43 protein-coding genes are annotated in these 20256 nt (G+C 69.5%); 42 read left to right on the forward strand and 1 reads right to left on the reverse strand.

The genetic code is table 11. From position 1 onward, the window contains the following. The first annotated feature begins 74 nt into the window (after positions 1–74). The 40 genes from QSK35_RS34875 to QSK35_RS35070 all read left to right on the forward strand — a co-directional run bounded on the left by QSK35_RS34875 (position 75) and on the right by QSK35_RS35070 (position 16970). Positions 75–995, forward strand: a complete 921-nt coding sequence (locus QSK35_RS34875) for a YqaJ viral recombinase family protein (protein ID WP_285751949.1) — start codon at positions 75–77, stop codon at positions 993–995. Continuing rightward, the gene (locus tag QSK35_RS34880) at positions 992–1846 is read left to right on the forward strand and encodes a recombinase RecT (protein WP_285751950.1); all 855 of its coding nucleotides are present in this window, start codon (positions 992–994) and stop codon (positions 1844–1846) included. Before QSK35_RS34875 ends, QSK35_RS34880 begins: the two co-directional genes overlap by 4 nt. Further along, the gene (locus QSK35_RS34885) at positions 1843–2115 is read left to right on the forward strand and encodes a hypothetical protein (RefSeq protein ID WP_285751951.1); all 273 of its coding nucleotides are present in this window, start codon (positions 1843–1845) and stop codon (positions 2113–2115) included. The genes QSK35_RS34880 and QSK35_RS34885 overlap by 4 nt, the downstream gene beginning before the upstream one ends. Further along, positions 2112–2366 (forward strand): hypothetical protein, encoded by a 255-nt coding sequence (locus QSK35_RS34890; RefSeq protein ID WP_285751952.1) that lies wholly within the window; start codon positions 2112–2114, stop codon positions 2364–2366. The genes QSK35_RS34885 and QSK35_RS34890 overlap by 4 nt, the downstream gene beginning before the upstream one ends. Beyond that, positions 2363–2953 (forward strand): hypothetical protein, encoded by a 591-nt coding sequence (locus tag QSK35_RS34895; RefSeq protein ID WP_285751953.1) that lies wholly within the window; start codon positions 2363–2365, stop codon positions 2951–2953. Before QSK35_RS34890 ends, QSK35_RS34895 begins: the two co-directional genes overlap by 4 nt. Next, a complete protein-coding gene (locus QSK35_RS34900; RefSeq protein WP_285751954.1) occupies positions 2950–3294 on the forward strand; it encodes a hypothetical protein in 345 nt (114 codons plus the stop codon). Before QSK35_RS34895 ends, QSK35_RS34900 begins: the two co-directional genes overlap by 4 nt. Then, positions 3287–3715, forward strand: coding sequence for a hypothetical protein (locus tag QSK35_RS34905; protein ID WP_285751955.1), 429 nt, complete (start codon positions 3287–3289; stop codon positions 3713–3715). Before QSK35_RS34900 ends, QSK35_RS34905 begins: the two co-directional genes overlap by 8 nt. Continuing rightward, positions 3712–4017 carry a hypothetical protein gene (locus QSK35_RS34910; RefSeq protein ID WP_285751956.1) on the forward strand — a complete coding sequence of 102 codons (306 nt, stop codon included), beginning with the start codon at positions 3712–3714 and terminating at the stop codon, positions 4015–4017. The genes QSK35_RS34905 and QSK35_RS34910 overlap by 4 nt, the downstream gene beginning before the upstream one ends. After that, entirely contained in the window at positions 4014–4376 is a 363-nt protein-coding gene (locus QSK35_RS34915; protein WP_285751957.1) for a hypothetical protein, read from the forward strand. The genes QSK35_RS34910 and QSK35_RS34915 overlap by 4 nt, the downstream gene beginning before the upstream one ends. Next, positions 4373–4615 carry a hypothetical protein gene (locus QSK35_RS34920; RefSeq protein ID WP_285751958.1) on the forward strand — a complete coding sequence of 81 codons (243 nt, stop codon included), beginning with the start codon at positions 4373–4375 and terminating at the stop codon, positions 4613–4615. The genes QSK35_RS34915 and QSK35_RS34920 overlap by 4 nt, the downstream gene beginning before the upstream one ends. 1 nt (position 4616) lies before the next feature. Beyond that, the gene (locus QSK35_RS34925; protein ID WP_285751959.1) at positions 4617–5012 is read left to right on the forward strand and encodes a hypothetical protein; all 396 of its coding nucleotides are present in this window, start codon (positions 4617–4619) and stop codon (positions 5010–5012) included. Positions 5013–5089: 77 nt separating this feature from the next. Beyond that, positions 5090–5557 carry a hypothetical protein gene (locus QSK35_RS34930; RefSeq protein ID WP_285751960.1) on the forward strand — a complete coding sequence of 156 codons (468 nt, stop codon included), beginning with the start codon at positions 5090–5092 and terminating at the stop codon, positions 5555–5557. Further along, positions 5554–5844, forward strand: a complete 291-nt coding sequence (locus QSK35_RS34935; protein WP_352244174.1) for a WhiB family transcriptional regulator — start codon at positions 5554–5556, stop codon at positions 5842–5844. The genes QSK35_RS34930 and QSK35_RS34935 overlap by 4 nt, the downstream gene beginning before the upstream one ends. Before the next feature lie 47 nt (positions 5845–5891). Continuing rightward, a complete protein-coding gene (locus QSK35_RS34940; protein WP_285751962.1) occupies positions 5892–6824 on the forward strand; it encodes a hypothetical protein in 933 nt (310 codons plus the stop codon). Next, positions 6811–7380, forward strand: a complete 570-nt coding sequence (locus QSK35_RS34945) for a zinc finger domain-containing protein (protein WP_285751963.1) — start codon at positions 6811–6813, stop codon at positions 7378–7380. The genes QSK35_RS34940 and QSK35_RS34945 overlap by 14 nt, the downstream gene beginning before the upstream one ends. Before the next feature lie 74 nt (positions 7381–7454). Next, the gene (locus tag QSK35_RS34950) at positions 7455–7667 is read left to right on the forward strand and encodes a hypothetical protein (protein ID WP_285751964.1); all 213 of its coding nucleotides are present in this window, start codon (positions 7455–7457) and stop codon (positions 7665–7667) included. Continuing rightward, entirely contained in the window at positions 7664–7918 is a 255-nt protein-coding gene (locus QSK35_RS34955; RefSeq protein ID WP_285751965.1) for a hypothetical protein, read from the forward strand. The genes QSK35_RS34950 and QSK35_RS34955 overlap by 4 nt, the downstream gene beginning before the upstream one ends. Continuing rightward, the gene (locus tag QSK35_RS34960; protein WP_285751966.1) at positions 7915–8436 is read left to right on the forward strand and encodes a hypothetical protein; all 522 of its coding nucleotides are present in this window, start codon (positions 7915–7917) and stop codon (positions 8434–8436) included. The genes QSK35_RS34955 and QSK35_RS34960 overlap by 4 nt, the downstream gene beginning before the upstream one ends. After that, positions 8433–8690, forward strand: a complete 258-nt coding sequence (locus QSK35_RS34965; protein ID WP_285751967.1) for a hypothetical protein — start codon at positions 8433–8435, stop codon at positions 8688–8690. The genes QSK35_RS34960 and QSK35_RS34965 overlap by 4 nt, the downstream gene beginning before the upstream one ends. Next, positions 8683–8886, forward strand: a complete 204-nt coding sequence (locus tag QSK35_RS34970) for a hypothetical protein (RefSeq protein ID WP_285751968.1) — start codon at positions 8683–8685, stop codon at positions 8884–8886. The genes QSK35_RS34965 and QSK35_RS34970 overlap by 8 nt, the downstream gene beginning before the upstream one ends. After that, on the forward strand, positions 8879–9181 hold the full coding sequence (locus QSK35_RS34975; RefSeq protein ID WP_285751969.1) for an RNA-dependent RNA polymerase family protein: 303 nt from the start codon (positions 8879–8881) through the stop codon (positions 9179–9181). The genes QSK35_RS34970 and QSK35_RS34975 overlap by 8 nt, the downstream gene beginning before the upstream one ends. Then, positions 9178–9393, forward strand: a complete 216-nt coding sequence (locus QSK35_RS34980) for a hypothetical protein (RefSeq protein ID WP_285751970.1) — start codon at positions 9178–9180, stop codon at positions 9391–9393. The genes QSK35_RS34975 and QSK35_RS34980 overlap by 4 nt, the downstream gene beginning before the upstream one ends. Next, a complete protein-coding gene (locus QSK35_RS34985) occupies positions 9390–9656 on the forward strand; it encodes a hypothetical protein (RefSeq protein ID WP_285751971.1) in 267 nt (88 codons plus the stop codon). Before QSK35_RS34980 ends, QSK35_RS34985 begins: the two co-directional genes overlap by 4 nt. Further along, a complete protein-coding gene (locus QSK35_RS34990) occupies positions 9653–10087 on the forward strand; it encodes a DUF6248 family natural product biosynthesis protein (RefSeq protein ID WP_285751972.1) in 435 nt (144 codons plus the stop codon). The genes QSK35_RS34985 and QSK35_RS34990 overlap by 4 nt, the downstream gene beginning before the upstream one ends. Further along, positions 10084–11070, forward strand: a complete 987-nt coding sequence (locus QSK35_RS34995; protein WP_285751973.1) for a hypothetical protein — start codon at positions 10084–10086, stop codon at positions 11068–11070. The genes QSK35_RS34990 and QSK35_RS34995 overlap by 4 nt, the downstream gene beginning before the upstream one ends. Beyond that, complete coding sequence (locus QSK35_RS35000; protein ID WP_285751974.1) at positions 11067–11405, forward strand: hypothetical protein; 339 nt, start codon at positions 11067–11069, stop codon at positions 11403–11405. Before QSK35_RS34995 ends, QSK35_RS35000 begins: the two co-directional genes overlap by 4 nt. Then, positions 11405–11599, forward strand: a complete 195-nt coding sequence (locus tag QSK35_RS35005) for a hypothetical protein (RefSeq protein ID WP_285751975.1) — start codon at positions 11405–11407, stop codon at positions 11597–11599. Before QSK35_RS35000 ends, QSK35_RS35005 begins: the two co-directional genes overlap by 1 nt. After that, on the forward strand, positions 11596–11964 hold the full coding sequence (locus QSK35_RS35010; RefSeq protein ID WP_285751976.1) for a hypothetical protein: 369 nt from the start codon (positions 11596–11598) through the stop codon (positions 11962–11964). The genes QSK35_RS35005 and QSK35_RS35010 overlap by 4 nt, the downstream gene beginning before the upstream one ends. Then, entirely contained in the window at positions 11961–12362 is a 402-nt protein-coding gene (locus QSK35_RS35015) for a hypothetical protein (protein WP_285751977.1), read from the forward strand. Before QSK35_RS35010 ends, QSK35_RS35015 begins: the two co-directional genes overlap by 4 nt. Further along, positions 12359–12601, forward strand: a complete 243-nt coding sequence (locus tag QSK35_RS35020) for a hypothetical protein (RefSeq protein ID WP_285751978.1) — start codon at positions 12359–12361, stop codon at positions 12599–12601. The genes QSK35_RS35015 and QSK35_RS35020 overlap by 4 nt, the downstream gene beginning before the upstream one ends. Beyond that, entirely contained in the window at positions 12598–12879 is a 282-nt protein-coding gene (locus QSK35_RS35025; RefSeq protein ID WP_285751979.1) for a hypothetical protein, read from the forward strand. The genes QSK35_RS35020 and QSK35_RS35025 overlap by 4 nt, the downstream gene beginning before the upstream one ends. Positions 12880–12884: 5 nt before the next feature. After that, on the forward strand, positions 12885–13076 hold the full coding sequence (locus tag QSK35_RS35030; protein WP_285751980.1) for a hypothetical protein: 192 nt from the start codon (positions 12885–12887) through the stop codon (positions 13074–13076). After that, the gene (locus QSK35_RS35035) at positions 13073–13453 is read left to right on the forward strand and encodes a hypothetical protein (protein WP_285751981.1); all 381 of its coding nucleotides are present in this window, start codon (positions 13073–13075) and stop codon (positions 13451–13453) included. Before QSK35_RS35030 ends, QSK35_RS35035 begins: the two co-directional genes overlap by 4 nt. Next, positions 13450–14013, forward strand: coding sequence for a WhiB family transcriptional regulator (locus QSK35_RS35040; RefSeq protein ID WP_285751982.1), 564 nt, complete (start codon positions 13450–13452; stop codon positions 14011–14013). Before QSK35_RS35035 ends, QSK35_RS35040 begins: the two co-directional genes overlap by 4 nt. 8 nt (positions 14014–14021) lie before the next feature. Next, positions 14022–14363 (forward strand): hypothetical protein, encoded by a 342-nt coding sequence (locus QSK35_RS35045; protein ID WP_285751983.1) that lies wholly within the window; start codon positions 14022–14024, stop codon positions 14361–14363. A gap of 13 nt (positions 14364–14376) precedes the next feature. Then, positions 14377–14661, forward strand: coding sequence for a HigA family addiction module antitoxin (locus tag QSK35_RS35050; protein ID WP_285751984.1), 285 nt, complete (start codon positions 14377–14379; stop codon positions 14659–14661). Positions 14662–14744: 83 nt separating this feature from the next. Further along, positions 14745–14921, forward strand: a complete 177-nt coding sequence (locus QSK35_RS35055) for a hypothetical protein (RefSeq protein ID WP_285751985.1) — start codon at positions 14745–14747, stop codon at positions 14919–14921. A gap of 29 nt (positions 14922–14950) precedes the next feature. Then, positions 14951–15523 (forward strand): hypothetical protein, encoded by a 573-nt coding sequence (locus tag QSK35_RS35060; protein ID WP_285751986.1) that lies wholly within the window; start codon positions 14951–14953, stop codon positions 15521–15523. Next, positions 15520–15684, forward strand: coding sequence for a hypothetical protein (locus QSK35_RS35065; RefSeq protein ID WP_285751987.1), 165 nt, complete (start codon positions 15520–15522; stop codon positions 15682–15684). The genes QSK35_RS35060 and QSK35_RS35065 overlap by 4 nt, the downstream gene beginning before the upstream one ends. Further along, entirely contained in the window at positions 15681–16970 is a 1290-nt protein-coding gene (locus tag QSK35_RS35070) for a PBSX family phage terminase large subunit (RefSeq protein ID WP_285751988.1), read from the forward strand. The genes QSK35_RS35065 and QSK35_RS35070 overlap by 4 nt, the downstream gene beginning before the upstream one ends. Here QSK35_RS35070 and QSK35_RS35075 read toward each other — a convergent pair. Further along, complete coding sequence (locus QSK35_RS35075; RefSeq protein WP_285751989.1) at positions 16954–17274, reverse strand: hypothetical protein; 321 nt, start codon at positions 17272–17274, stop codon at positions 16954–16956. The genes QSK35_RS35070 and QSK35_RS35075 overlap by 17 nt on opposite strands. A 268-nt stretch (positions 17275–17542) precedes the next feature. On the opposite strand from QSK35_RS35075, the gene QSK35_RS35080 reads away from it, so the two are divergent. Both QSK35_RS35080 and QSK35_RS35085 read left to right on the forward strand, forming a co-directional pair. Beyond that, a complete protein-coding gene (locus tag QSK35_RS35080) occupies positions 17543–19177 on the forward strand; it encodes a phage portal protein (protein ID WP_285751990.1) in 1635 nt (544 codons plus the stop codon). Between the two features lie 3 nt (positions 19178–19180). Then, positions 19181–20245: a phage minor capsid protein gene (locus QSK35_RS35085; RefSeq protein ID WP_285751991.1), complete on the forward strand. Its 1065-nt coding sequence runs from the start codon at positions 19181–19183 to the stop codon at positions 20243–20245. Positions 20246–20256: the final 11 nt, after the last annotated feature.

Consider the following 20256-nt stretch of genomic DNA (forward strand, 5'->3'; position numbering starts at 1 on the left):
ATCGCGCGCATCGTCCGTGACCACTTCGCGCGCCACGCCGACCACCTTGACCACATCTGCTTCGAGGAGCACCTGTGACGCTGGGAACCGCCGAGCACGTCGGCACCTTCGACGCCGGTTCGCCCGAGTGGCACGCCGCCCGCGCGAACACGATCACCGGGAGCCGCATCGCTGCGGTGATGGGGTTTAGCCCGTGGGAGTCGCGTTTCTCGTTGTGGCACCGCATGGCGGGCATGGTCGCGGACGAGGTCGAGAACGACCTGATGCGCTGGGGAAAGCTGCTGGAGCCCGTGATCTTGGGCGAGTACGCCCGCGAACACGACCTCTCCCTAAACACGCGGCCGGGAACCTGGCGGAACACCGCACGTGCGTGGCAGGTAGCGAACGTAGACGCGCTCGGACCACGCATCGTCGAGGCGAAGTACTCGCCGATGAACGACGGCTGGGGTGAGCCGGGAACCGATCAGATCCCGGTCTACTACCGGGCGCAGTGCCTCTGGTACCTCGACACGTTCGGTGGCCCCGCGCAGGGTTTCGAGCGCGTCGACGTCGCCGTGTTCTTCGGAGTCACCGGATACGCCGAGTACCACGTGGACTACTCGGCGGACGAGTGCAGGCTGATGCGCAACGAGGCGCGCGCCTTCCTGGAGACCCTCCCGAAGGGGCAGAACCCCGGTGTCCGGCCGGACATCGACGCGCACAGCTCGACCTATGCGGTGCTACGCGAGCTCCACCCCGAAATCGACGACGAGGCGATCGAGGTGCCGGACGACGTTGCCGTGCCGTACCTGGACGCGATCGCCGCGCTGAAGAGCGCCACCGAGGAGCGGGAACGCACTGCGGGCGTCCTGCTCGACGCCATGGGCAGCGCGCGCCGGGCAGTCCACAACGGACAACAGATCGCGATGCGGATTCCCGGCCGCGACGGCAAACCGCCATACCTCAAGCACACCCCGAAGAAGGCCACCGGCCAGAAAGTGAGCGCTGCAGCATGACCGAGACCATCACCTCCGCCGTCGCGACGCGCGACAACACGCCTGGCGGCCTGGTCAAGCAGTACAGCGAGAGTTTCACCGCGGTGCTGCCGTCGCACGTGAAGCCGGACACCTGGGTGCGTCTCGCGCAGGGCGCGCTGAAGAAGGGAAAGCGGGTCGCGGCGCCCGGCGGCGGCTCGTGCACCGAACTGGAACTCGCGGCCACCAACAACCCCGGCGTGTTCCTGGCGTCGCTGTTGGAGTCCGCGCGCCTCGGGTTGGAGCCCGGCACGGAGCAGTACTACCTCACGCCGCGCAAGGTGAAGGGCAGGCTGGAGATCCTCGGGATCGTCGGCTACCAGGGCTACATCGAGTTGATGTTCCGGGCGGGCGCGATCTCGTCGGTGGTCGCCGAGTGCGTGTACGGCGGCGACGAGTTCGAGTACCAGCCGGGCGTCCACGAGCGGCCGCTGCACCGGATCGATTGGGACGCCGAGGACCGTGGGCGTCTGCGGCTGGTCTACGCCTACGCAGTGATGAAGGACGGCGCTACGTCGAAGGTCGTGGTGCTGAACAAGGCCGCCATCGAGAAGATCAAGGCTTCGTCGCAGGGGGCGAACTCCGAGTACTCGCCGTGGGTGAAGCACGAGGCCTCGATGTGGCTGAAGTCCGCGGTGCGCCAGCTCGCCAAGTGGGTGCCGACGTCGGCCGAGTACATGCGAGAGCAGCTGCGCGCAGCGCAGGAGGTTGCCGCCGAACAGCGCCCGGCCGACTTCGCGCCGGGAGTCGAGACCGACGGCGAGCCCGCCGACCTTTCGCACCTGCCGGTCGTCGACGACGGGGTCATCGACGGCGAAGTGGTCGACGAGTGAGTTCCCCGGCGGACATGCCGCAGCGGCGGCCGGTGCACACCTACCGGCCGCCGCTGGAGAAACGCTCGCCTGCCCCGCCGATCCGCTGGCACTGCCGCAAGAAGCAGTACCCGGACCAGGAAGCCGCGGACGCCGCGCTCGGCGAGGTCTGGTCGCGGGTGACCGGCCGCCAGCTCGAAGCCCACGCCTACCGCTGCCGGAAGCACGGCGACCACGAGGTGTGGCACCTCACCAAGCAAGACCAGGACGGACAGGAGGCTGTGTCGTGAAGCGGAAAGACGCGCCGCCGGACGACTGGGTGGACGAGGAGATCGTCGACCGCGCCATCGGCCGCGCACTCAACTGGACGATCCGCGAAGCCGAGCGCTTCCAGGTTCCCCGACCGCTCACGCCGGCCGAACGGCGCGCGGTCGCCGAGCGGTTGGCGGCCCGTGGTTTGGGCGCGCACTACTTGATGAGGGCCTGCCGGATCACCGGCACGAACGCCAAGCAACTACTGCAGGAAGTGACGGCCGCATGACCGCAAAGCCGATCGAGGGCCGGACGTGGACCGGCCGCGCCACCAACAACACCGTCGCCGCGAACAGTCTCGTGCTGGAGGAGACGTCGAGGGACGATGAGGCGATCAACGTGTGGGTGGCCGCGCCGGATGACGGTCCGAGCGTGCAGCTCACGGCTGCGCAGGCGCGGGAGTTGTCCCGCGACCTGGTGAAGCGCGCGGACCGTATCGACCCGCCGAAGCGCCGCCGCTGGGTCGATACTCCGCGTACTCCCGAGGCCATCCTCGCCGCGTTCCTGTCGGATGCCAACAAGGCGACCGAGGAGGTCTGGGAAGACCCGCCCAGCGAGATCGACGTGTCGTGGATGCGCAGCATGGCGGTCGTCGACAACTTCACGTTGGTGGTCCTGCTGACCGAGCTGATGGCCGCCGCGCCGCACCGTGCGCAGGTTGTTGCGCGGGTGCTGTACGACGCGTGGGAAGACGGCGGGTCCATCCACGAGTGGATCTGGGAGTGGCACGAGAAGCACTCGAAGGGCCAGCCGATCGGCCTCGACCCGGCGCTTGTGCTGGAGCTGGAAGTCGAGAGACCGGAGGAGTATCGGTGACCGCGCCCAAGGACGAGTTCGCCGAGTCCCTGATCCCAGCCGCACCGCTTGTCCCGCCGTACGCCGCGCCGAAGAACCCCGACCCGTACGACAGCGACATCGAGCCCGTCGTCGGCGGCCGTGTCCGCGTGAACGTCTCGGGATGGGCCTACTGGAGTGTGTGGCTCGACGTCGAGTCCTACGTGGAGTGGATGGGCGACACGAACACCGCGCTCCAGCCGTCCGAATGCATTGCTGTCGCCCGCCGCCTGATCGTGGCCGCGGTCGTGTGCTGGTGGAAGCGCCTGCCCGACCAGCTGCGAGGGCGCTTGCGCTCGATGAAGGAGATGCGCCGTGGCTGAGACGTCCGCGCTGTTCGACGAGCCTGATCGGATCGACCTGTGGACCGCGTTCCCGCCCCGGCTCGTGCAGGCCAGCCAGTTCCACGACGGCCTTCGCTGGCTGCACGTCGGCGAGGACGGCGAGACGTTCGTGGCCCTCGGACACCCGGACGCCGGGCGGATCGTCGAGGTCGCCCGATTCCGGTGCGGCATGTGGGACAACGACATCGACCCGACGACGTTCGAGCAGACCTGGGCGCGGTTCCTCACCCACTGCCCCGACCATCTCGCCCAGCACACGGACGGTTGCACCTGGTGCGAGCTCATCCAGTTCGACGACGAGTGGTGGCTCGACTGGTCCAAACCGGACGGTCGGCCGCTCGACCACAACGCCAGCACGCCGGGGTACTTCCCGGTCACCATCTGGGAGGTAATCCAGTGACAGCCGCACTTCGAAGCGTTGGCGGTAGGTCCGAGATCGACAGCCTGATCGAGCGCATCAAGAACACTGCCCGCGACCTGGAGCGCGCCAGCCGCGACGTGGAACACGCCGCGGACGAGGCGGTCTGCGCCGCCGAAGACGTGCGCGCCGCCGCTCGCGGCGAGATCGACGAGGCGCACTTGCAGAAGACGGTCCGTGAACTCGCCGAGCTGGTCGTCGGTCTGCACAACGACACCCACGCCGGACTCGTCCGCTGGTGCGAGCACGAGGTCTGCCGCAAAGCGTGGGAGGTGCTGTCATGACGGACCAACTTGAACTGGCGTACGCCGACCGGCACGCCGGACAAGAGGCCAACCTCGCCGCCGGAACCGCCGGCCACCGCGACGACCGCGCCGTCGTCGAGCTCGCCGTCGCGACGTGCGCCCGCAGCGGCGCGGCGTTCACCGCGGACACCGTGCACCGGCTCGTCGCCACCGTGCGTCCCAACGGATACGACCGCAACCTCGTGTCGTCGGTGATGGGCGTGTGGGCCTCCAGCCACCGCATCGTCCGCGATGTCGAGGCCGGGCTCGCACCGTCCCGCAACCGGTCCCGCAAGGGCAGCAAGAACTCTTGGTGGCGCGGCAACCGGCAGCACGACGCCACCAAGGAGGCATCGTGAGCAGGGCCAACATCATCGCCACGTTCGCGGTGTACGCCGGGACCACCGTTGAGTTCGAGCTCGACGTCGAGGGCATGACTGACCAGGAGATCGCGGAAGCAGTCGAGGCAGCGTCCGGCGACCACATCGACACCCGGCTGTGCCACCAGTGCGCGCACAACGTCGTCGACCCAGAGGCCCAAGAACTGACGGGGCTGACGGTCGACGGCCGCGACATCGAGCTGACCGAGGAGGACTGACGTGCCCCGCCTGATGTCCGTCGCGTTCACCGAGGACGCCGTGCGCAACCGCACCAAGACCGTCACCCGCCGCAAGGGGTGGCAGTTCCTCAAGCCGGGTGACCGGCTCACCCTGTGCCGCAAGGTCATGGGCCGCAAGCCCGACGAGCCGCTCGTCCGCATCGCCGAAGTCGAGGTCGTCACTGTCGTCCGCGAACGCCTCGACCTGCTCGTGCTCTGGTTCGACGGCTACGGCGCACGCGAAATGGCCAAGGAAGGCTTCCCTGGCATGGATCCCGCCGAGTTCGTCGAGCGGTTCTTCGTCGAAGCGCAAGGCATCGGCCACAGCGACACCGTCACCCGAATCGAGTGGCGGTACCTCGACGAGGCCGCGCCGTTACCCGACACGGCGCCCTGACCCCTGCCCACCAGCGGGCCGCGCCAACTCCCCCTCGGCGCGGCCCGCACAAGCGTTTCCACAGAACGGAGTCCACAATGGATCCCGAGCAGTACCTCGACGCACTCGTCCCGCTCGCGCTGCGGCTCGTCGTCGCCGTGCACGACGAAGGCCCCGACGCCACCACGGCCGCGCTCACCGCCATCAACGCACTCCCCCAGCCCGACAACGGCGTGCACCCGGCGACCGCGCTCATCGTCACCCTCGCCGCCATGGTCGATCCGCGACGGTCGCACGCCGACCTCCTCGGCTGGGTCCGGAAACTCGACCCGATCCCGCCACCCGACTACCCCGTCGGCAACACCCTGCTGATCGAGCTCGGCATCAGCGGCGCCGTCCCCGCCGCCGCCCTCACCGACGACGAAGCCGCCCAAGTCGCCGCCGCCCTCGTCGACCGCGGCTGGGCGGAGAACGAGATCCGCGACCACATGCGCGCCGAGTGGGCCGACATCCGCCGCTGGGTCGCCGCCGCCCGCCAGCGCAACCGCAGAAAGGCCGCCGCATGATCGGAGACGACTGGGGCCCCGACACCCCAGCATGGATGAAGTCCGCGCTCTGCCGCGAAACCGACCCGGACGCGTTCTACCCCGACAAGGGTGGATCCACGGTGTGGGCGAAACGCGTCTGCGGCAACTGCCCCGTCCGCGCCGAATGCCTCGAACACGCCCTCCAGCACAACGAGAAGCACGGCGTGTGGGGCGGCCTCACCGAACGACAGCGCCGCCGCCTCCAAGAACGACGGCGACACGACAACCCGATCATCGACCAGCCCGACGACAACACCGCGGCCTGACCAACCGCCTCCAGCCCCACCTCCCCACCGCCGATGGAGGCACCAGCGTGACCCTGTCCTACCGCGCCGCCGGGCTCCTCGCCCACCTGCGCACCCTGCCGCCCGGCCCCATCCGGACGGCCGAACTCGCACGCCCCGAACACCGCGAAGGCCGCGACGCCGTACGCGCCACCCTCCGCGAGCTGGCCGCCGCCGGCCACGTCGAAACCCGCCGACAGCAGGACGACACCGGCCATTGGCGAACGGAAACCCACCTGGTCACACCGGAAACGGAAAAGCCGGGCCCGGCCACCACCGTGGACACAAACCCCCAGGTCCAGCCGGAAACGGAAAACCCGGCGCCGGACCAACCGAAGCCGGGAAAGCCGTTCCCGGTCCAGAGCGAGTTTCCGCAGGTCACACCGGAAACGGATTCACCGGCGCCGGAAAAGCCGGTCCCAAGTACTTGTACTCCCGTAGGGAGTACAAGCTCCAGTACCAGCGTGGTTAACAACAGCCAGTCGGACGCTTCGCGTCCTCCCGCGCGCGCACGTACACGCGAGCGCGTGAGCGCCGCCCAACTCGCCGCCACCGCCTCCAAGCCCGAAGCGTGGCGGCTCGTCGCCGCATGGGCCGACACCCTCGACGAGCCCATCCTCACCCCCGACCGACGCGAACTGGCGAAGCACGTCGACACCCTGCTCGCCCAAGGCGCCACCCTCCCCACCCTCCGAGTAGCCCTCGACCTCTGGGCCACCCAAGGCCGCACCCCCAACTACCTCCCCCACGCGTACCGCGAAGCCTCACGAGCAGCCCGACAAGCAGCCTCAGACGAGCGCGGCGCGGTGGACGTCCCGGGGTCGCGTGTGCGTGGGCGCGACTCGGCGCCGCGTTCGGCGCGCGGGGAGAAGGTCCGCGGCTGGCTGGCCGTGGACGACGAGCAGCCCGAGCCTGGCGCGTTCCTGCGCATGATCGAAGGAGGCAAGCGTGACGCGGGATGAGCTGAAGGTCCTGATGGCGACAGCTGCGAGCGTGGACCCGTACTTCCCGGCGGCCGACAGCGACGTGCTGGACGCCTGGCACATGATCGTGGGTGATGTTCCGGCCAAGGTGGCGGCCGAGGCGTTCCGGGCGCACTACCGGGCGACGAACGAGACGATCCGCCCGCACGACATCGTCGAGGTGTACCGGGCGCGCCGTCAGCACGAGCTCGAGGAGCGGGACCGCCCGGCGCCGGCGTCGTCTCCGGAGCAGATCCGGGCAGGGGTGGATCGGGCGATCGCGGCCCTGGCGCAGCAGAAGGCGTTGAAGGCGGGCGAGGAGCCACACATGGCGGTAGCGCTCGCCGAGGGTGAAGCCGCGGTCCGGCGGGAGTACCGGACGCGGCCGTGCTCGTACTGCAAGGCACGTGAGGGACAGCCATGTGTGGACGGCAAGGGCAGGCCGTTGACGAAGACGCCGGCGCACCCGTCACGCATGTCCGCGGCCGAGGTGGCTGCGCGCGCGCCGATGCCGGTTCGGATTCAGGGCGACGAGCGGGGTTCTTCTCGTACCTGATGTCTTGCATGCATGCATGCATGGTGATAGCGTGCATGCATCACCTCCGGTGACACCAAGCTTCAGGAGACGACATGCAGACCTCCACCAGCCGCCCGACCAGCGGCGAACCGTCCAGCTACTCGCTCGCGATCCTGCTCGGACTCGGCGCGAAGAACGCCGACCCGCTGCGCCCCGGCCACGTGTACGAGGGCACCGCCGACCCGGCCCGCGTCGCCAAGCGGCGCGCCAAGAACCGCGTCGCCCGCGCCTCGCGCCGCATCAACCGGAAGCGGGCCGCGAGATGACGAAGCCGAAGCACAACCCGCTCCGCCACGACCTGCTCGCCGTTGGCGCGATGCTCGCCCTGCCGGTGATCGAGTGGTGGGACGACCGCACCCGCACCGAACGCGCGGCCGCCGCGCTGCGCGTCGTGATCGTCGCCGTGTGCGTGGCCGCCGTCGTGTTCCTGTCCGGCTGCGGACCCGCGAAGCAGCCGATCGAGGGCGTCGACAAGGGCAGCGTGCCGTTCAGCTCGAACCAGGCGGTGGCGGCATGAGCCAGGACCTCAAGCGCGCCCGCGAAATGTCGCAGGCCGTCGTCGACGAAGCGACCGCGGACATGCCCGCCCAGCACCCGAGCCAGCGACTCGCCGACGAGATGGCGACCGGATTCCGCGCGCTGGCCAAGCTGTTCGAGGTCAACCCGGCGCTCGCCGAACTCGCCCGGTACTCGTCCTTCGACCGGATCATGGTGTGCCTCGGCAGCAGCGACGAACCGGTCACCGCGATGGCCGACTTCGTCCGCGCCGCCAAGGCGCACGGAGCGAAGATCAGCAAGTCGGGCAACGAGAAGTGGTTCAACGTCGACCTCACGTTCGGCTGCGTCGGCCTGCACGTCTACGCCGCCCGTGACGAGGTGTGCGAGCGCGTCGTTGTCGGCACCCGCGAGGTCGTCGAAGAGGTGCCCGACCCCGAAGCGCTGGCCGCCGTCCCGACCACGACCGTGACGCGCACCGAGGAGATCGTCGAGTGGCAGTGCAAGCCGCTGCTCGCCGGTGGGGCGGTGACCAAGTGACCGGGCCCGAGCACTACCGCGAAGCCGAGCAGCTTCTCGCCTACATCGAAGACGGTGCCTACCGCGACCGGATGCACCTCTCGGAGGCGGCAGAGCACTCGATCGCCGCCCGCGCCCAGGTGCACGCGACGCTCGCGCTCGCCGCCGCAACCGCGCTCGCCGGGGAACGCCTCCCGTTCGGCGACTTCGCCGCCTGGAACGAAGTCGCCGGCGTGCCCGCGCCGAACACCAAGGCGGTGAACGGCCGTGGCTAACTTCCACGAGTACCCCCTGAGCGCCGTCGTCGCACAGGTCCGCGGCGACGTCAACAACCACTTGGGCGAGACGAGCTGGCACGTCGACCACGACGGCATCCTCCACGTCCTCCACGTGACCGACGACGACACCGAGCGGTTGACGTTCCGCCTCGTTCAGGTGGAGCAGGTCTGGCAGGAGGTCGACCGTGGCTGACGTCCAGATCCCGCGCGAGGCCGTCGAAGCCGCTGCTCGCGTCGTGCTCAAGGGATTTGACGACTCGACACCGATGGAGCAGCACTGGGCGCGCGAGGGCGCCGTTGCCATGCTCAACGCCTCCGCGCCATTCATCGCCGCCGCCGTGCTGGAGCACACGGCCCAGAGGTTCATGAACGACCTCAACGAGATGTTCGAGGACGACGAGGTCATCGCGGGACCGGTCGCCGAGACCTATCTGGACGAAGTGAAGAAGCTCCGCGCACGCGCCGCCGAACTGCGGGGTGCCGAGTGAGCGCGCGCGTGCGGGGCATGGACCTCGGCGTCACACCCGACGAGCCCGAACCCGAGGAGTACGAGCACGGGCAGATCGTCGTGTGGAACACCGCCGCCGGACCGATCGACATGGTGTTCCTCGGGCAAGACGACGACGGATGGGTCGAGCTCGTGTCCGAGACCGGACAGACCGGTGTCGTCGTGTCCGAACGCGAGGTGAGTCCGCAGTGAGCGCGCACCGTGGGCCGGTGATCCGGTGCGTCTGCTGTGGACGCACCGGCAATCACGCCGCGCGCGGACTCGTTGACGCCTGCTACGCCCGGCACAAGAAGCACGACACGCTCCACCGGTTCCGCCGCCGCTACCAGGTCGTGGCCGACACCGTCGAGGAGTACGCCTTCCTGAGCGAGCTGGGGTTGGACGACACCCAGATCGCTGCCCGCCTGGGCATCAGCGGCGACGCCCTGAAGTACGCGCTGGGGCGTGCCGCGTGACCGCCGTGCTCGAGGTGATGCCCGCGGACCACGCCGAGTGGATCCGCGGGCACGCCTGGACCGGCGTCATGCGCAAGACGTTCCGCGACGTGCCCGGCGCGTTCCTCACATGCGCCTGCCAGTACGGCCTTACCGACTGGTGCAAGACCGACCGGCACGACCGCTGCCGCCGAGGCGTGCCGCTGCCGACACCCGAAACCTGCGTGCGGTCGGCCGGCGGAAAGCACGAGGCCATGTTCGACGAGCCGCTGTTCCACCGGTCCGTGTCGGCGACCGGCGGTCAGCGGGTGTTCGAGGCGTTCGTGTGGCTGGCGGATCGGGTGTGCCGCTGGGTGTGCCCGTGCGGCTGCCACGGCCCGCGCGAGCACCTGACCCGACCGGTGCAGACCGACCTGTTCGCGCCACCGTCCACGAGGGAGGTCGCGGCATGACCGCGCCACAGCCCAAGCCCGAGCCGGTCATGCCGATCGACTGGTTCCGGCGCTGCCCCGGCGGCGGCACCGTCTTCGTTCGCCCCACCACCCCGCAACCGTCCACGGAGGACACAGTGCCCGACGAGCAGATCCTCGCCGTCGCAGCGAAGACCGCCCGCGACCGTGGCGACATCGAGCGCGCCGAGCGCTTCGAGACCGCCGCCCGCGACCACGAGCGGTGGCCCTGCGCCGCTCGCCAGCACGGCCGGACATGCACTGCCGTGAAGAACGCCCGGAAGTTCCTCGCCAACTGCGGCATCGAGGTGGACGGCGACGCTCCGGCGTTCATCGAGCAGCCGATGCCCACCCCGAACGGCCACCCGTCCATTCAGTCCCTCGTCCGCGCCGACCTCGAAGCACGCGAGCAGGTCGGCATCCAGCGGTACGGCACCGCCCTCCAGCCCCACAACGGGCGCGACGCGTTGCGCGACCTGTACGAGGAACTCCTCGACGGCGCCTGCTACGTCAAGCAGAAGATGGTCGAGGAGAGCATCGCCCGCGCTCGGGTCGTCAGCGAGGTGTGCGACCAGATCGCCGAGACGCTCCGCCAGCACCTGCTCCCGCCGGTGACGGGCCGCGAAGCGAACGAGCAGGAGGCGCTGTACACCGCGCTGGTCAAGGTCTTCGGCGACGCGCTCCTCGCGGCGACGGAGGCCAGCGACTCGGCGCCGAACCTGGCCGCGCTCGCCGAGAAGCCGCGCCTATACAACAGGGTCGAGCGGGACGCGCCGCGTGTGCCGTCACCGATCGAGGTCGAACCGTTTCCCAAGGTCGGCCAGCGAGTGCACGGGACCGACCTCGACGGCCGCAGCGTGACCGGCAAGCTCAACGGCTTTTTCGCGTGGAGCAACGACGCGCAGAAGAACGTGCGTGCCAACGTCGAACTCGACGACGGCTTCGTCACGACCGTGCACACCGACTCGCTGCGAGCGTCGCGATGAGCACCCCGTGCCGCCGCGCCGTGTGCACCAGCCACACATTCAGGTGGCTTGGCGACTGGTGCGGCCCCATCTGCCAGTGGCTCGACCTCGGCGAGTCCGGTGTGGACCTCGGGTCGATCGCGTTCCTTTCGCTGAGGACCACGGTCCGCAAGACCGATCCCGACCTGGTCACCCCGTACCTGCCGCAGCCGGTGCTGGCCGCCGTGCCGGACCAGGCTCCCGCACCGGAGCCGGCCGCGGTCGCCGTGCTGGATCCGCCTGCGGTGCAGGTTGTGCCCGAACCGCTGCAGCGCCGCACGATCCGCGCTCTCGTCAGGAAGTGGGTGCTCGGCTGATGTTCGATCCCGACCTGTTCACCGAGGAGAACTCGTTCGCGCTGCTCGGCTTGGCGTGCGGCAAGTGCGGTTTGCCGGGCTGGCGGCACAACCCGCGTCGAGGGTTGACCTCGCATGTGGTGAAGAGCGTCAACCCCTGCTCCACCAAGCCCCCGCAGCCCAACCCCTTCCTTGCGATCCAGGTAGGTGAATGATGGGACGCTGGTCCAGCGGTGCCGAACCCCAGTACCTGACCGTCGAGCAGGCAACCGCGAACCTGCCGCGCTACTACGGGATCCCCGTCATGTGGATCGGGGAGCGCGGCAAAGGCATCGGCGTAGCGATCACCGACGACATGCGCCGCGGGCTGGCCGCCCTGCACGCCATGGGCCGCCACGACCTCGGCTCGCCGGTTCGCATCGAGAAGTACGTAGGACCGACCTGGCTGCGATTCCAGTGGTTCAGCGACCCCGAGAACTGGTACACGTTCGATGGCAAGCCGGAAGACCCCAACGCCGTCCGCGCAGTGTGGGCGTGGGCGCTGGAGCCGTACCGGCCGAAGGCGGGTGCAACCCAGTGACCGCGGTCGTGGGTGCGGTGTACGAGCTGCCGCTGCCGCTCCTCCCCCGCCAGTGGAACGGCACCCCCGTCCCGCCGCTCTCCGCGAACGACCGCTTCCACTGGCGCAAGGAAGCACAGCTGAAACGCCTCGTCCGGCACAAGGCGAAGACGGCCGCCGAGCACCTCGGCGCGTGCGGACACCTGCGGGTGCAGTTGCACTACGCGACCGGCGACAACCGTGGCCGGCGCGACCCAGCGAACCTGTGCGCCACCTCGAAACCCGCGATCGACGGGTTGGTGGACGCGGGCCTGGTGCCGGACGACAACCCGGAGTTCGTCACCGAGCTGATGCCGGTGATCCACCTCGGCGCCGACCTTCCCCGGCGCCTCTGGCTCGAACTGGAGGTGACCGCGTGAAGGGCTCGACGTTGCCGGACTCGTTCCTGGAACTGCGGAATTGGGCCTACCTGTTCGTCGCTATCGCCACCGGTCACGACTTGCTCGACGTCGTGCGCGATCCGGCCCGCTCGTTCAACTGGGTGGCGCTCGCCCTCGACCTCGTGCTCGCCGCCATGTTCGCCGCAGACCTCGCGGTCGCCTACCTCGAGGTGCGCAACCCGACCTTGTCCATCGACGACGAGGAAGTGACCCCGTGATTTGGATCTGCATCGCCCTGGCCATCGCGGTGATCGTGCTCGGCTGGCTGGCGTTCGAGTACGAGCGGGCGCTCAAGAGCCTGAAGAAGACCGTCGCCGACCTGGCAGGGCACCAGAGGGTCATGAACGAGCTGGCGGGCAAGGCCCTTGCGCACAACGACAGCGCGATCCAGGAACTGCGCGAGGGGTTCCTGAACCTGCAGCCGTGGATGGTCGCGGTCGGCCAGCAGTTCGGTTGGGACGCGAACGCGGAAACCGAACCGGACCCGAAGGGGTGAGGCGCGTGGTCACGCTGCTCGGGTTCCTCGTGATCGCGCTGATGCTGCTCGGCGCCTACAACGCCCTCTTCGGCCAGCACGAGCCCGAGCAGCTCCCCGCCGTCGACCGCGACCCTGCGCCTGACTCCGATCTCCTCGCTTGGTGCGCCGAGCACCCCGACCAGACGACCGCGCCCGACACCTTGGAGGACCAGTGACCCTCGCCGAACGCCTCCTGTGCGCTGCCCGCGCCGCCGTCGACTCACCCGCGCCCCGGCTCGAAGGGTCGGTGAACGGGTCGCAGATCCTCCGCAACGCCCAGCATCACCGGGCCCGCGCCGCCACGATCGCCGTGCTACGCGAGCTCGCCGAGCAGCGCCTCGGGCCCGCCGATCCCGAACGGATGCAGCAGTGGCTCACCGCGCTGGCCGCCGAAGTCGAGCAGCTCGACTTTGAGCCGAATCAGTGGTTCACCAAGCCCGCCGAGGTCACCGAGCACCGAGCGGACGTCGTACCGATCCGGCCTCGCAATGGGCTCTCGCTGGCGGGCGCGTACGTGGACGAGATCGCGTCGTTCAAGTGGGAGGGCTCGTGACGGCCGTCGAGCTGCCGCGCATCCCGTGGCGCGTGCCGGACTGGCACGCGGACAGCGCGTGCCGCCTGTTCCCCGAACTCGACTGGGTGGAGGCCAAGCCCGGTTCGGCGCAGGCGTTCGCGTGCCGGATCGTGTGCGCGGCCTGCCCTGTTCGCTGGCAGTGCGCCGAGGACGCGCTCAAGCGCGGGGAGCCGCACGGCATCAGCGGCGGCCTCGACAAGCAAGACCGCAAGGCGTTGGCCCGCGAGTACGGGTTCCCGCCGCCTACCGTGTTGCCGGACCACGGCACGAACGCCCGCCGGGTCAAGCACGGATGCGACTGCGTGCCCTGCAAAGCGGCCCACGCCCTGTACGAGCGGGAACGCCGGGCCCGCAAGCGTGCCCGCGCCGTGTGGTCCGGCCCGCTGCTGGTGCTCGTCGTGCCGTACAAGGCTGGCCGGGGCCGGATCGCCCGGCCCGGTCAACTGCTGCTGCCGCTCGACCTGCCGACACCGGCCGGTGCCGAGCGAGAGCCCGTCAGCGAGCCCGTCAGCGAGCCTGCCTTACCCGCCGCAGCCTGAGGAGAACTGTGCCACCCGAGGACGACGTGCTCGTCAAATTCCTGCGCCACGCCGCGTACGGGCCGCCCGGCGACCTGCTCATCGTCACGCGATGCCGCCGAGGCCGTGTCGACGAGGTAGCAGAGATCGCGTCCCTGCTCGGCGCCGACAACGTCCGGTGCAGACACGGCGAACAGATCGAGTTCTTCGGCAGGCGAGTGCTCCTCTGCAACGACGACGAACCGATCCGCTTGCGCGGCATGACCCTTGCGGGCGCGCTCATTACCGCCGACGCACAGCTAGAGCAGCGGTTCGAGGACGAGCTGCGACACCGCTGCATCAAGCCTGGCGCACCGATCTTCAGAGCCTGAGAGGATGACCGACGTGACCGAGCTGGTCGAATGGAAGCCGGACTGGAGCGTGCACCCCGGCGAGACACTGCGCGAGACCCTCCAGGAGCGCGGGCTGACACAGCTTGCCTGCGCGACGCTGATCGGCCGTACCCCGCAGGTCGTGAACCAGATCATCAACGGCAAAAAGAGCATCACCGCCGACACGGCGCTCGACCTCGAACACGGCCTCGGCATCAGCGCGGAGTTCTGGGTCAGGTTGCAAGCCGACTACGACCTCAGCGTGGCGAGGCAGCGCCGGGCGCGCACGTCCACTTGACACGGAATCGAACAGGTGTGCGAGACTGCGGCGCCCGGCCGGTGAGGGAAGCGCTGGCCGGGCACCACCCGCAGGAGGCACGCATGCCACCCACCCCGCCGCCCATGGTCGACCAGATCATCCCCCGCACCCTCGCACTCCTCGCCGAACGGCAGAACGAGATCGAACGGCTCGGCAGCATGCGCACACCGATCACCGCCCCCCACCTCGTCCAGACGCTTGACCTGTGCAAACAGCTCCTGGAGACGCGCGACCAGTAGGGTGACAGCGGGGCCTGACCGTCCGGGGTGTGCCGCCCCCGCAGCAACGCATGCCGGACGACCAGCGCGCCGAGGTAGCCGACTACATCCGCGCGCACGCAGGCACGCCCGACGGAACCGTCCGGGCGATCGCCGCCCGCTTCGGCTGCTCCAAAACCACCGTCGGCCGCATCGCCGACCAGCACGGCCTGTCCGACGCCTGGTCCGAAGCCACCGACCGCACCGCCGCGGCCACCGCCGCACGCGCCGCCTACGTCGCCGCCCAGCGCGCCGCACTCCAGGAAGACCTGCTCGACACCGCGGCCGACCTCCTCGACAGGCTGCACGACCGAGTCACCCACCTGAACGTCGTCAAGGCACCCGGCGAGTTCGCCGGCGAATACGTCGAGAAGACCGAACTACCGTCCGGGCCCGGCGACTGGCGGCAGACCATGCAAGCCGTCCAACTCGCCAGCTCGCAGGCCGTCGCCCTCGCCAAGCTCGACAACGAGAACACCACCACCGCCTCGGTGACCGGCCTCCTCGACGCGTTCATGGAAGACCTGCAGGCCGACCGCGAAGCCCGCGAGCCGGGCGAGCAGCCGCCGGACGGTGAACCGTGATCCGACTCGTCGTCGACCTGTTCGGGCTCCGCCTCGCCGTGAAGCTCACCCGCCCCGACCACGGGCCCGCGGTCGTCTCCAACACGGCCACCGACCTCGAGGACGAGAGCGACTTCGGGTTCCGGCCCGCCGAGATCGACGCCCACACGGACACCGGTTGATCACGCACGCGCGGCTGTCCACCAAGCAGAAGGACAGCATCCTCGACGCCGTCTGCCGCATCAACCTGTGGGAAGGGGCAATCAGGTCTGGCAAGACCATCGCCTCGATCCTTGCGTGGCTGCTGTACGTGCGGAACGCCCCGCCCGGCCCGCTAGCGATCATCGGCAAGACCCGCGACTCCATCGGGCGCAACGTCCTCGACGTCATCGCCGACATCGCGCCCGGCGCCATCGTGTTCAACCGCGGCGCCCCTACCTGCCGCATCCTCGGCAGGCTCGTGCACGTCATCGGCGCCAACGACGCCAAAGCGGAGAAGGTGCTCCGCGGCCTCACCCTCGCCGGTGCCTACGTAGACGAGGTCACCGTCATCCCCGAAGGGTTCTTCCGGCAGCTCCTCGGACGTCTCTCCGTGCCGGGCGCCAAGTTGTTCGGCACGACGAACCCGGACACGCCGAGCCACTGGTTGATGAAGGACTTCATCAAGAAGCTGACGCTCCCCGTCGGCGACCCGGACCGGCCCGACATGGTGTCGTTCCACTTCGAGCTCACCGACAACCCCGGCCTCGAACCGGACTACGTGGCCGGCCTGATGGCAGAGTTCACCGGCCTGTGGTTCCTGCGATTCATCCGCGGCCTGTGGGTCGCGGCCGAGGGCGCGATCTACTCCATGCTCGAGGAGCAGAAGCACACCAGGCCCGCACCGCCCAAAGACCGGTGGCAGGCCGCGCTCGTCGGCATCGACTTCGGCACGAGCAATCCCACGCACGCCCTCCTCGTCGTGCTCGCCGCCGACGAGGAGGGCGAGCTCGGGCTCTACGTGGTCGCCGAGTGGGAACACGACGGCCGCGCCAAGGGCCAGCTGTCGACCGCCCAGCAGTCCGACCGGCTGATGAAGTGGGCCGCGCCGCTGCTCGCCGACACCGGCCTCGACCCCATCGTCGTGCTCGACCCCTCAGCGGCCCCGCTGCGCGTGCAGATGCGCGCCGACGGCTGGCCCGGCCTGCGATCCGCCGACAACCGAGTGGACGTCGGCCTGCAGGCCGTCGCGTCACTGTTCGCGGGCGCCCGCCTGTTCATCGACCCGGTCGCGTGCCCGGTGCTGTGGGACCAGCTGTGCGGCTACGTGTGGGACGAGAAAGCGCTCGTCGAGCGCGGCATCGAGCAGCCCGTGAAGCTGAACGATCACGGCTGCGACGCCCTCCGCTACGCCATCATGGCGGCCCGGATGATCTGGCGCGTCTGGCTCCCCGCGCTCGCCGCCGAAGACACTAGGCAGGCTGCGTAGGCGAACCCTCGTCACGCTTCGCTGGCGTCGTGCGCACGAACAGCCCGCCGGCCGTCGTCAGCACGCCGACGCCGAGCAGCCCCCACGACCAGCCCTGCCGGGTGCTGACCGCGCTGTCGCACGTCGTGCGCCAGTTGTCCGGCGCGCCGATGGGCTTCTCGCTGACCATGCCGAACCCGTTGCCGCACTCGATGCTCTCGATGATGAGGCTGTCGGACGCGAGCGTGACCGGGAACAGCAGCGCGAAGAACCCGACCACGGCGAGCACGCCGCCGGTGATCGCGATGTAGAGGCGCGGGGACATCCGATTCCCTCCCAGAAGTCGTCTCCCAAGCAAGTCGTGCCGATCTCACGACGCGTTACCGGTGACAGCCGTTGCCCACGTTGGCCAAGTGCACCCGCTCGGCGCAACACGCCGAGCCTCGTGCCCGGCTCAGTGGCCTAGTAGGGGAAGCCTGGACGGTCCGTAAGTTGGGGGCCTGCGGTTCGCCGCAGCGGGTTCGAATCCCGTCGGGTACACGACGAGCACCGCCCACGTTCGATGGTGACACGTCACCACGAGCGTGGGCGGTGTGCTGATCGAGCCCGGAAGCCAGTGGCCGCCCCCAGGGCATTGGAAGATCCGCCACTACTGGCAGTCCTGGAGTGCCTACTGGAGTGGCGACCTGGCCGCGCTCAAAACCTACGGCTCGTGCACCGCGCCCGGCGGCTACTGGGCGCGCATGAAGGCCAAGCCCGGCAACCGCGAGATCCACGTCCCCATCGCTGCCGACATCGCCCGCACCTCCGCCGAACTCGTTGCCGGCGACACCCCGGTGATCGACTGGGAGGACCAGCAGGCCGAAACCGCGGACAGTTCGAACGGGAACGCGCCGCGGCGGAAGAGCCCGCTTCAGGACACGTGGGACAACATCGCGCAAACCATCGGCTGGGCCAACAAACTGCTGCAGGGCGCCGAGATCGGCTCGCCGATCGGCGGCTGGTACCTGCGGGCCGCGTGGGACGAGCGGCTGGGCAAGCGTCCGCTGCTCACCGTTGTACGCGGCGACGAGGCCCTGCCCATGTTCCTGTTCGACGAACTGATCGCCGTGACGTTCGTTCAGGAGCTCGACGCGCCGCAGGGCTGGAAGACGCGCAGCGACGGCGAGGTGTTCCGCTGGCTGGAGCACCACGAGCCCGGCCAGATCCGCCACGAGCTGTGGCTCGGTTCGACGTCGAACGTGGGCGACCCGCTGCCGCTTACAGAGCACCCGACCACCGCCGGGTTCCTACCGGTGATCGACACCTCGACGGTTCGACCCAACGGCATCCTCGTCGAGCACGTGCCCAACGACTTGCCGATGACGCTTGACGTGCTCCCGCTCGGGCGCTCCGACCTTCAGGGTGTCGAGACGCTGCTTGACGCGCTCGACGAGGCCATGGCGTCGTGGATGCAGGACATTGAGCTGGCCAAGGCGCGGATCCTCGCGTCGAAGGAGATGCTCGACCCGGTCACGCGCGCGAACACCAGCAGCGGCGCGGCCACCGGGTTCTTCGGAAGCATGTTTGGCCGGCGCGAGAACACCAACCCGGCGCGAGCGTTCGACACGGACGCGAAGGTCTTCACCCCGCTGGAGATGCCCGCCGAGGACGGCGGCAAGGTCGCGCCGATCACCCTCGTGCAGTTCGCGATCCGCTTCCAAGAGCACGAAGCCACGGTGCTGCAGCTCATCGAGCAGATCGTCAGCCGGGCTGGGTACGCGCCACAGACGTTCGGCATGCACGTCGAGGGCCAGTTGAGCGGCACGGCGATGCGCCGCCGCGAGCAGAAGTCCTACCGCACCCGCGACCGGAAGCGCCGCTACATGCGGCCTGCGCTCGAGCGGATCGCCGAGACCCTGATGCTGCTGAACGCGGTCCTCAACCCAGATGCGCCGCGGCCAACGCAGCGGCCGACGCTGGTGTGGCGAGAGACCGACCAGTCCGACCCGCTGGAGATGGCGCAGGTCGTCGAGCTGCTGTCGCGTGCCCGTGCCGCGTCGAAGGAAGTGCTGGTGAAGGCCGCTCACCCCGAGTGGGACGACACCCAGGTCGGGGAAGAGGTCAAGCGGCTGATGGCGGAGGACGCCGGGATGATGGCTCCAGCCCCGACGGGGTTCGAGTCGCCGGTCGGCCCCGTCCCGCAGGGCAACGGCGTGCCGTCCCCGAACGCCGGGCCGCAGGGGTAGCCCGTGAAGGGCGTCAACCCCGCCGACGCCTACCGCGTCCTGAAGACCCTGACCGATGTGTGGGATGCCGCGTCGGAGCGGATGCTCACCACGGTGACGAGACGCCTCGCGCGCGGCGTTACCGAACCCGGCTGGGCCGAAAACAAGTCCCGCGAGGTCTTGCTCGTGCGCGCCGAGCTTCGCGGCATCGTCGAGCAGCACCTCGCCGCGGGGCTCGAAGACCGGGCGACCGCTGCGTTGGAGGAGGCGTACGGGATCGGGGCGAAGGTCGCCGAGCGGCTGGACCAGACGTCGATCGAGACGGACGTGTCGCGTGTGGTCCGGCTGGCGGCGATGTTCGTGCAGCGGCTGCGCGGCACGTTCGTGCCGGTGACCCGGTCGCATGAGGACGTGTTCACGCGTGCGATTGGCGACACCGAGCTGCTGATGCAGACCGGCACCATCGTCCGCCGCGAGGCGGTCGCCGAGGCCGTCGACCGGCTCATCACGTCCGGTGTGGACAGGTTCCGCGCTGAGGATGGGAAGCAGTGGCACCTCGACTCGTACGTGCGGATGGCCGGCAGGACCATGGCGCAGCAGGCCGCGGTCGAGGGCCAGCTGGATGGCATGGTGGCCCGCGGCCGGGACCTGATCGTGGTGTCCGATTCGGCGCGTGAGTGCGCGTTGTGCCGACCGTGGGAGGGCAAACTCCTGTCAATCACGGGTGCGTCGGTGGGCGAGGTGATCGACGGACACGAGGTCGAGTCCACTGTGGCCCTTGCTCGTGCGGCCGGCCTGTGGCACCCGAACTGCACGCATCGCGGCGACATGTTCACGCCCGGCCTGACGCTGATCTCCGAGCCGCAGGAGAACCCGGCAGGCTACGCCGAGGCGCAGAACCTGCGGCGGATGGAGCGCCACATGCGGCAGCTGAAGCGGCAGCTCGCCGCGGTGCAGCAACTCGGCGACACCCAGGCGGCGCGGCGGTTGCGGCAGAGGATCCGGGCGTACGGGCATCGGATCGAGGAGTATGCGACCGCGACCGGCCAGAACCGGCGCCGCGAGCGCGAGCGACCCGTCGGCGGATGACACGCGCTCGG

Source organism: Lentzea sp. NBRC 105346 (assembly GCF_030269605.1).
Classification (GTDB): Bacteria; Actinomycetota; Actinomycetes; order Mycobacteriales; family Pseudonocardiaceae; genus Lentzea.

Excerpts from the sequence above, each read along its gene's own strand:
- QSK35_RS34880 (WP_285751950.1), top strand. The coding sequence starts at position 992 with ATGACCGAGACCATCACCTCCGCCGTCGCGACGCGCGACAACACGCCT.
- QSK35_RS34895 (WP_285751953.1), top strand. The coding sequence starts at position 2,363 with ATGACCGCAAAGCCGATCGAGGGCCGGACGTGGACCGGCCGCGCCACC.
- QSK35_RS34915 (WP_285751957.1), top strand. The coding sequence starts at position 4,014 with ATGACGGACCAACTTGAACTGGCGTACGCCGACCGGCACGCCGGACAA.
- QSK35_RS34930 (WP_285751960.1), top strand. The coding sequence starts at position 5,090 with ATGGATCCCGAGCAGTACCTCGACGCACTCGTCCCGCTCGCGCTGCGG.
- QSK35_RS34935 (WP_352244174.1), top strand. The coding sequence starts at position 5,554 with ATGATCGGAGACGACTGGGGCCCCGACACCCCAGCATGGATGAAGTCC.
- QSK35_RS34950 (WP_285751964.1), top strand. The coding sequence starts at position 7,455 with ATGCAGACCTCCACCAGCCGCCCGACCAGCGGCGAACCGTCCAGCTAC.
- QSK35_RS34955 (WP_285751965.1), top strand. The coding sequence starts at position 7,664 with ATGACGAAGCCGAAGCACAACCCGCTCCGCCACGACCTGCTCGCCGTT.
- QSK35_RS34960 (WP_285751966.1), top strand. The coding sequence starts at position 7,915 with ATGAGCCAGGACCTCAAGCGCGCCCGCGAAATGTCGCAGGCCGTCGTC.
- QSK35_RS34995 (WP_285751973.1), top strand. The coding sequence starts at position 10,084 with ATGACCGCGCCACAGCCCAAGCCCGAGCCGGTCATGCCGATCGACTGG.
- QSK35_RS35000 (WP_285751974.1), top strand. The coding sequence starts at position 11,067 with ATGAGCACCCCGTGCCGCCGCGCCGTGTGCACCAGCCACACATTCAGG.
- QSK35_RS35005 (WP_285751975.1), top strand. The coding sequence starts at position 11,405 with ATGTTCGATCCCGACCTGTTCACCGAGGAGAACTCGTTCGCGCTGCTC.
- QSK35_RS35010 (WP_285751976.1), top strand. The coding sequence starts at position 11,596 with ATGATGGGACGCTGGTCCAGCGGTGCCGAACCCCAGTACCTGACCGTC.
- QSK35_RS35055 (WP_285751985.1), top strand. The coding sequence starts at position 14,745 with ATGCCACCCACCCCGCCGCCCATGGTCGACCAGATCATCCCCCGCACC.
- QSK35_RS35075 (WP_285751989.1), bottom strand. The coding sequence starts at position 17,274 with ATGTCCCCGCGCCTCTACATCGCGATCACCGGCGGCGTGCTCGCCGTG.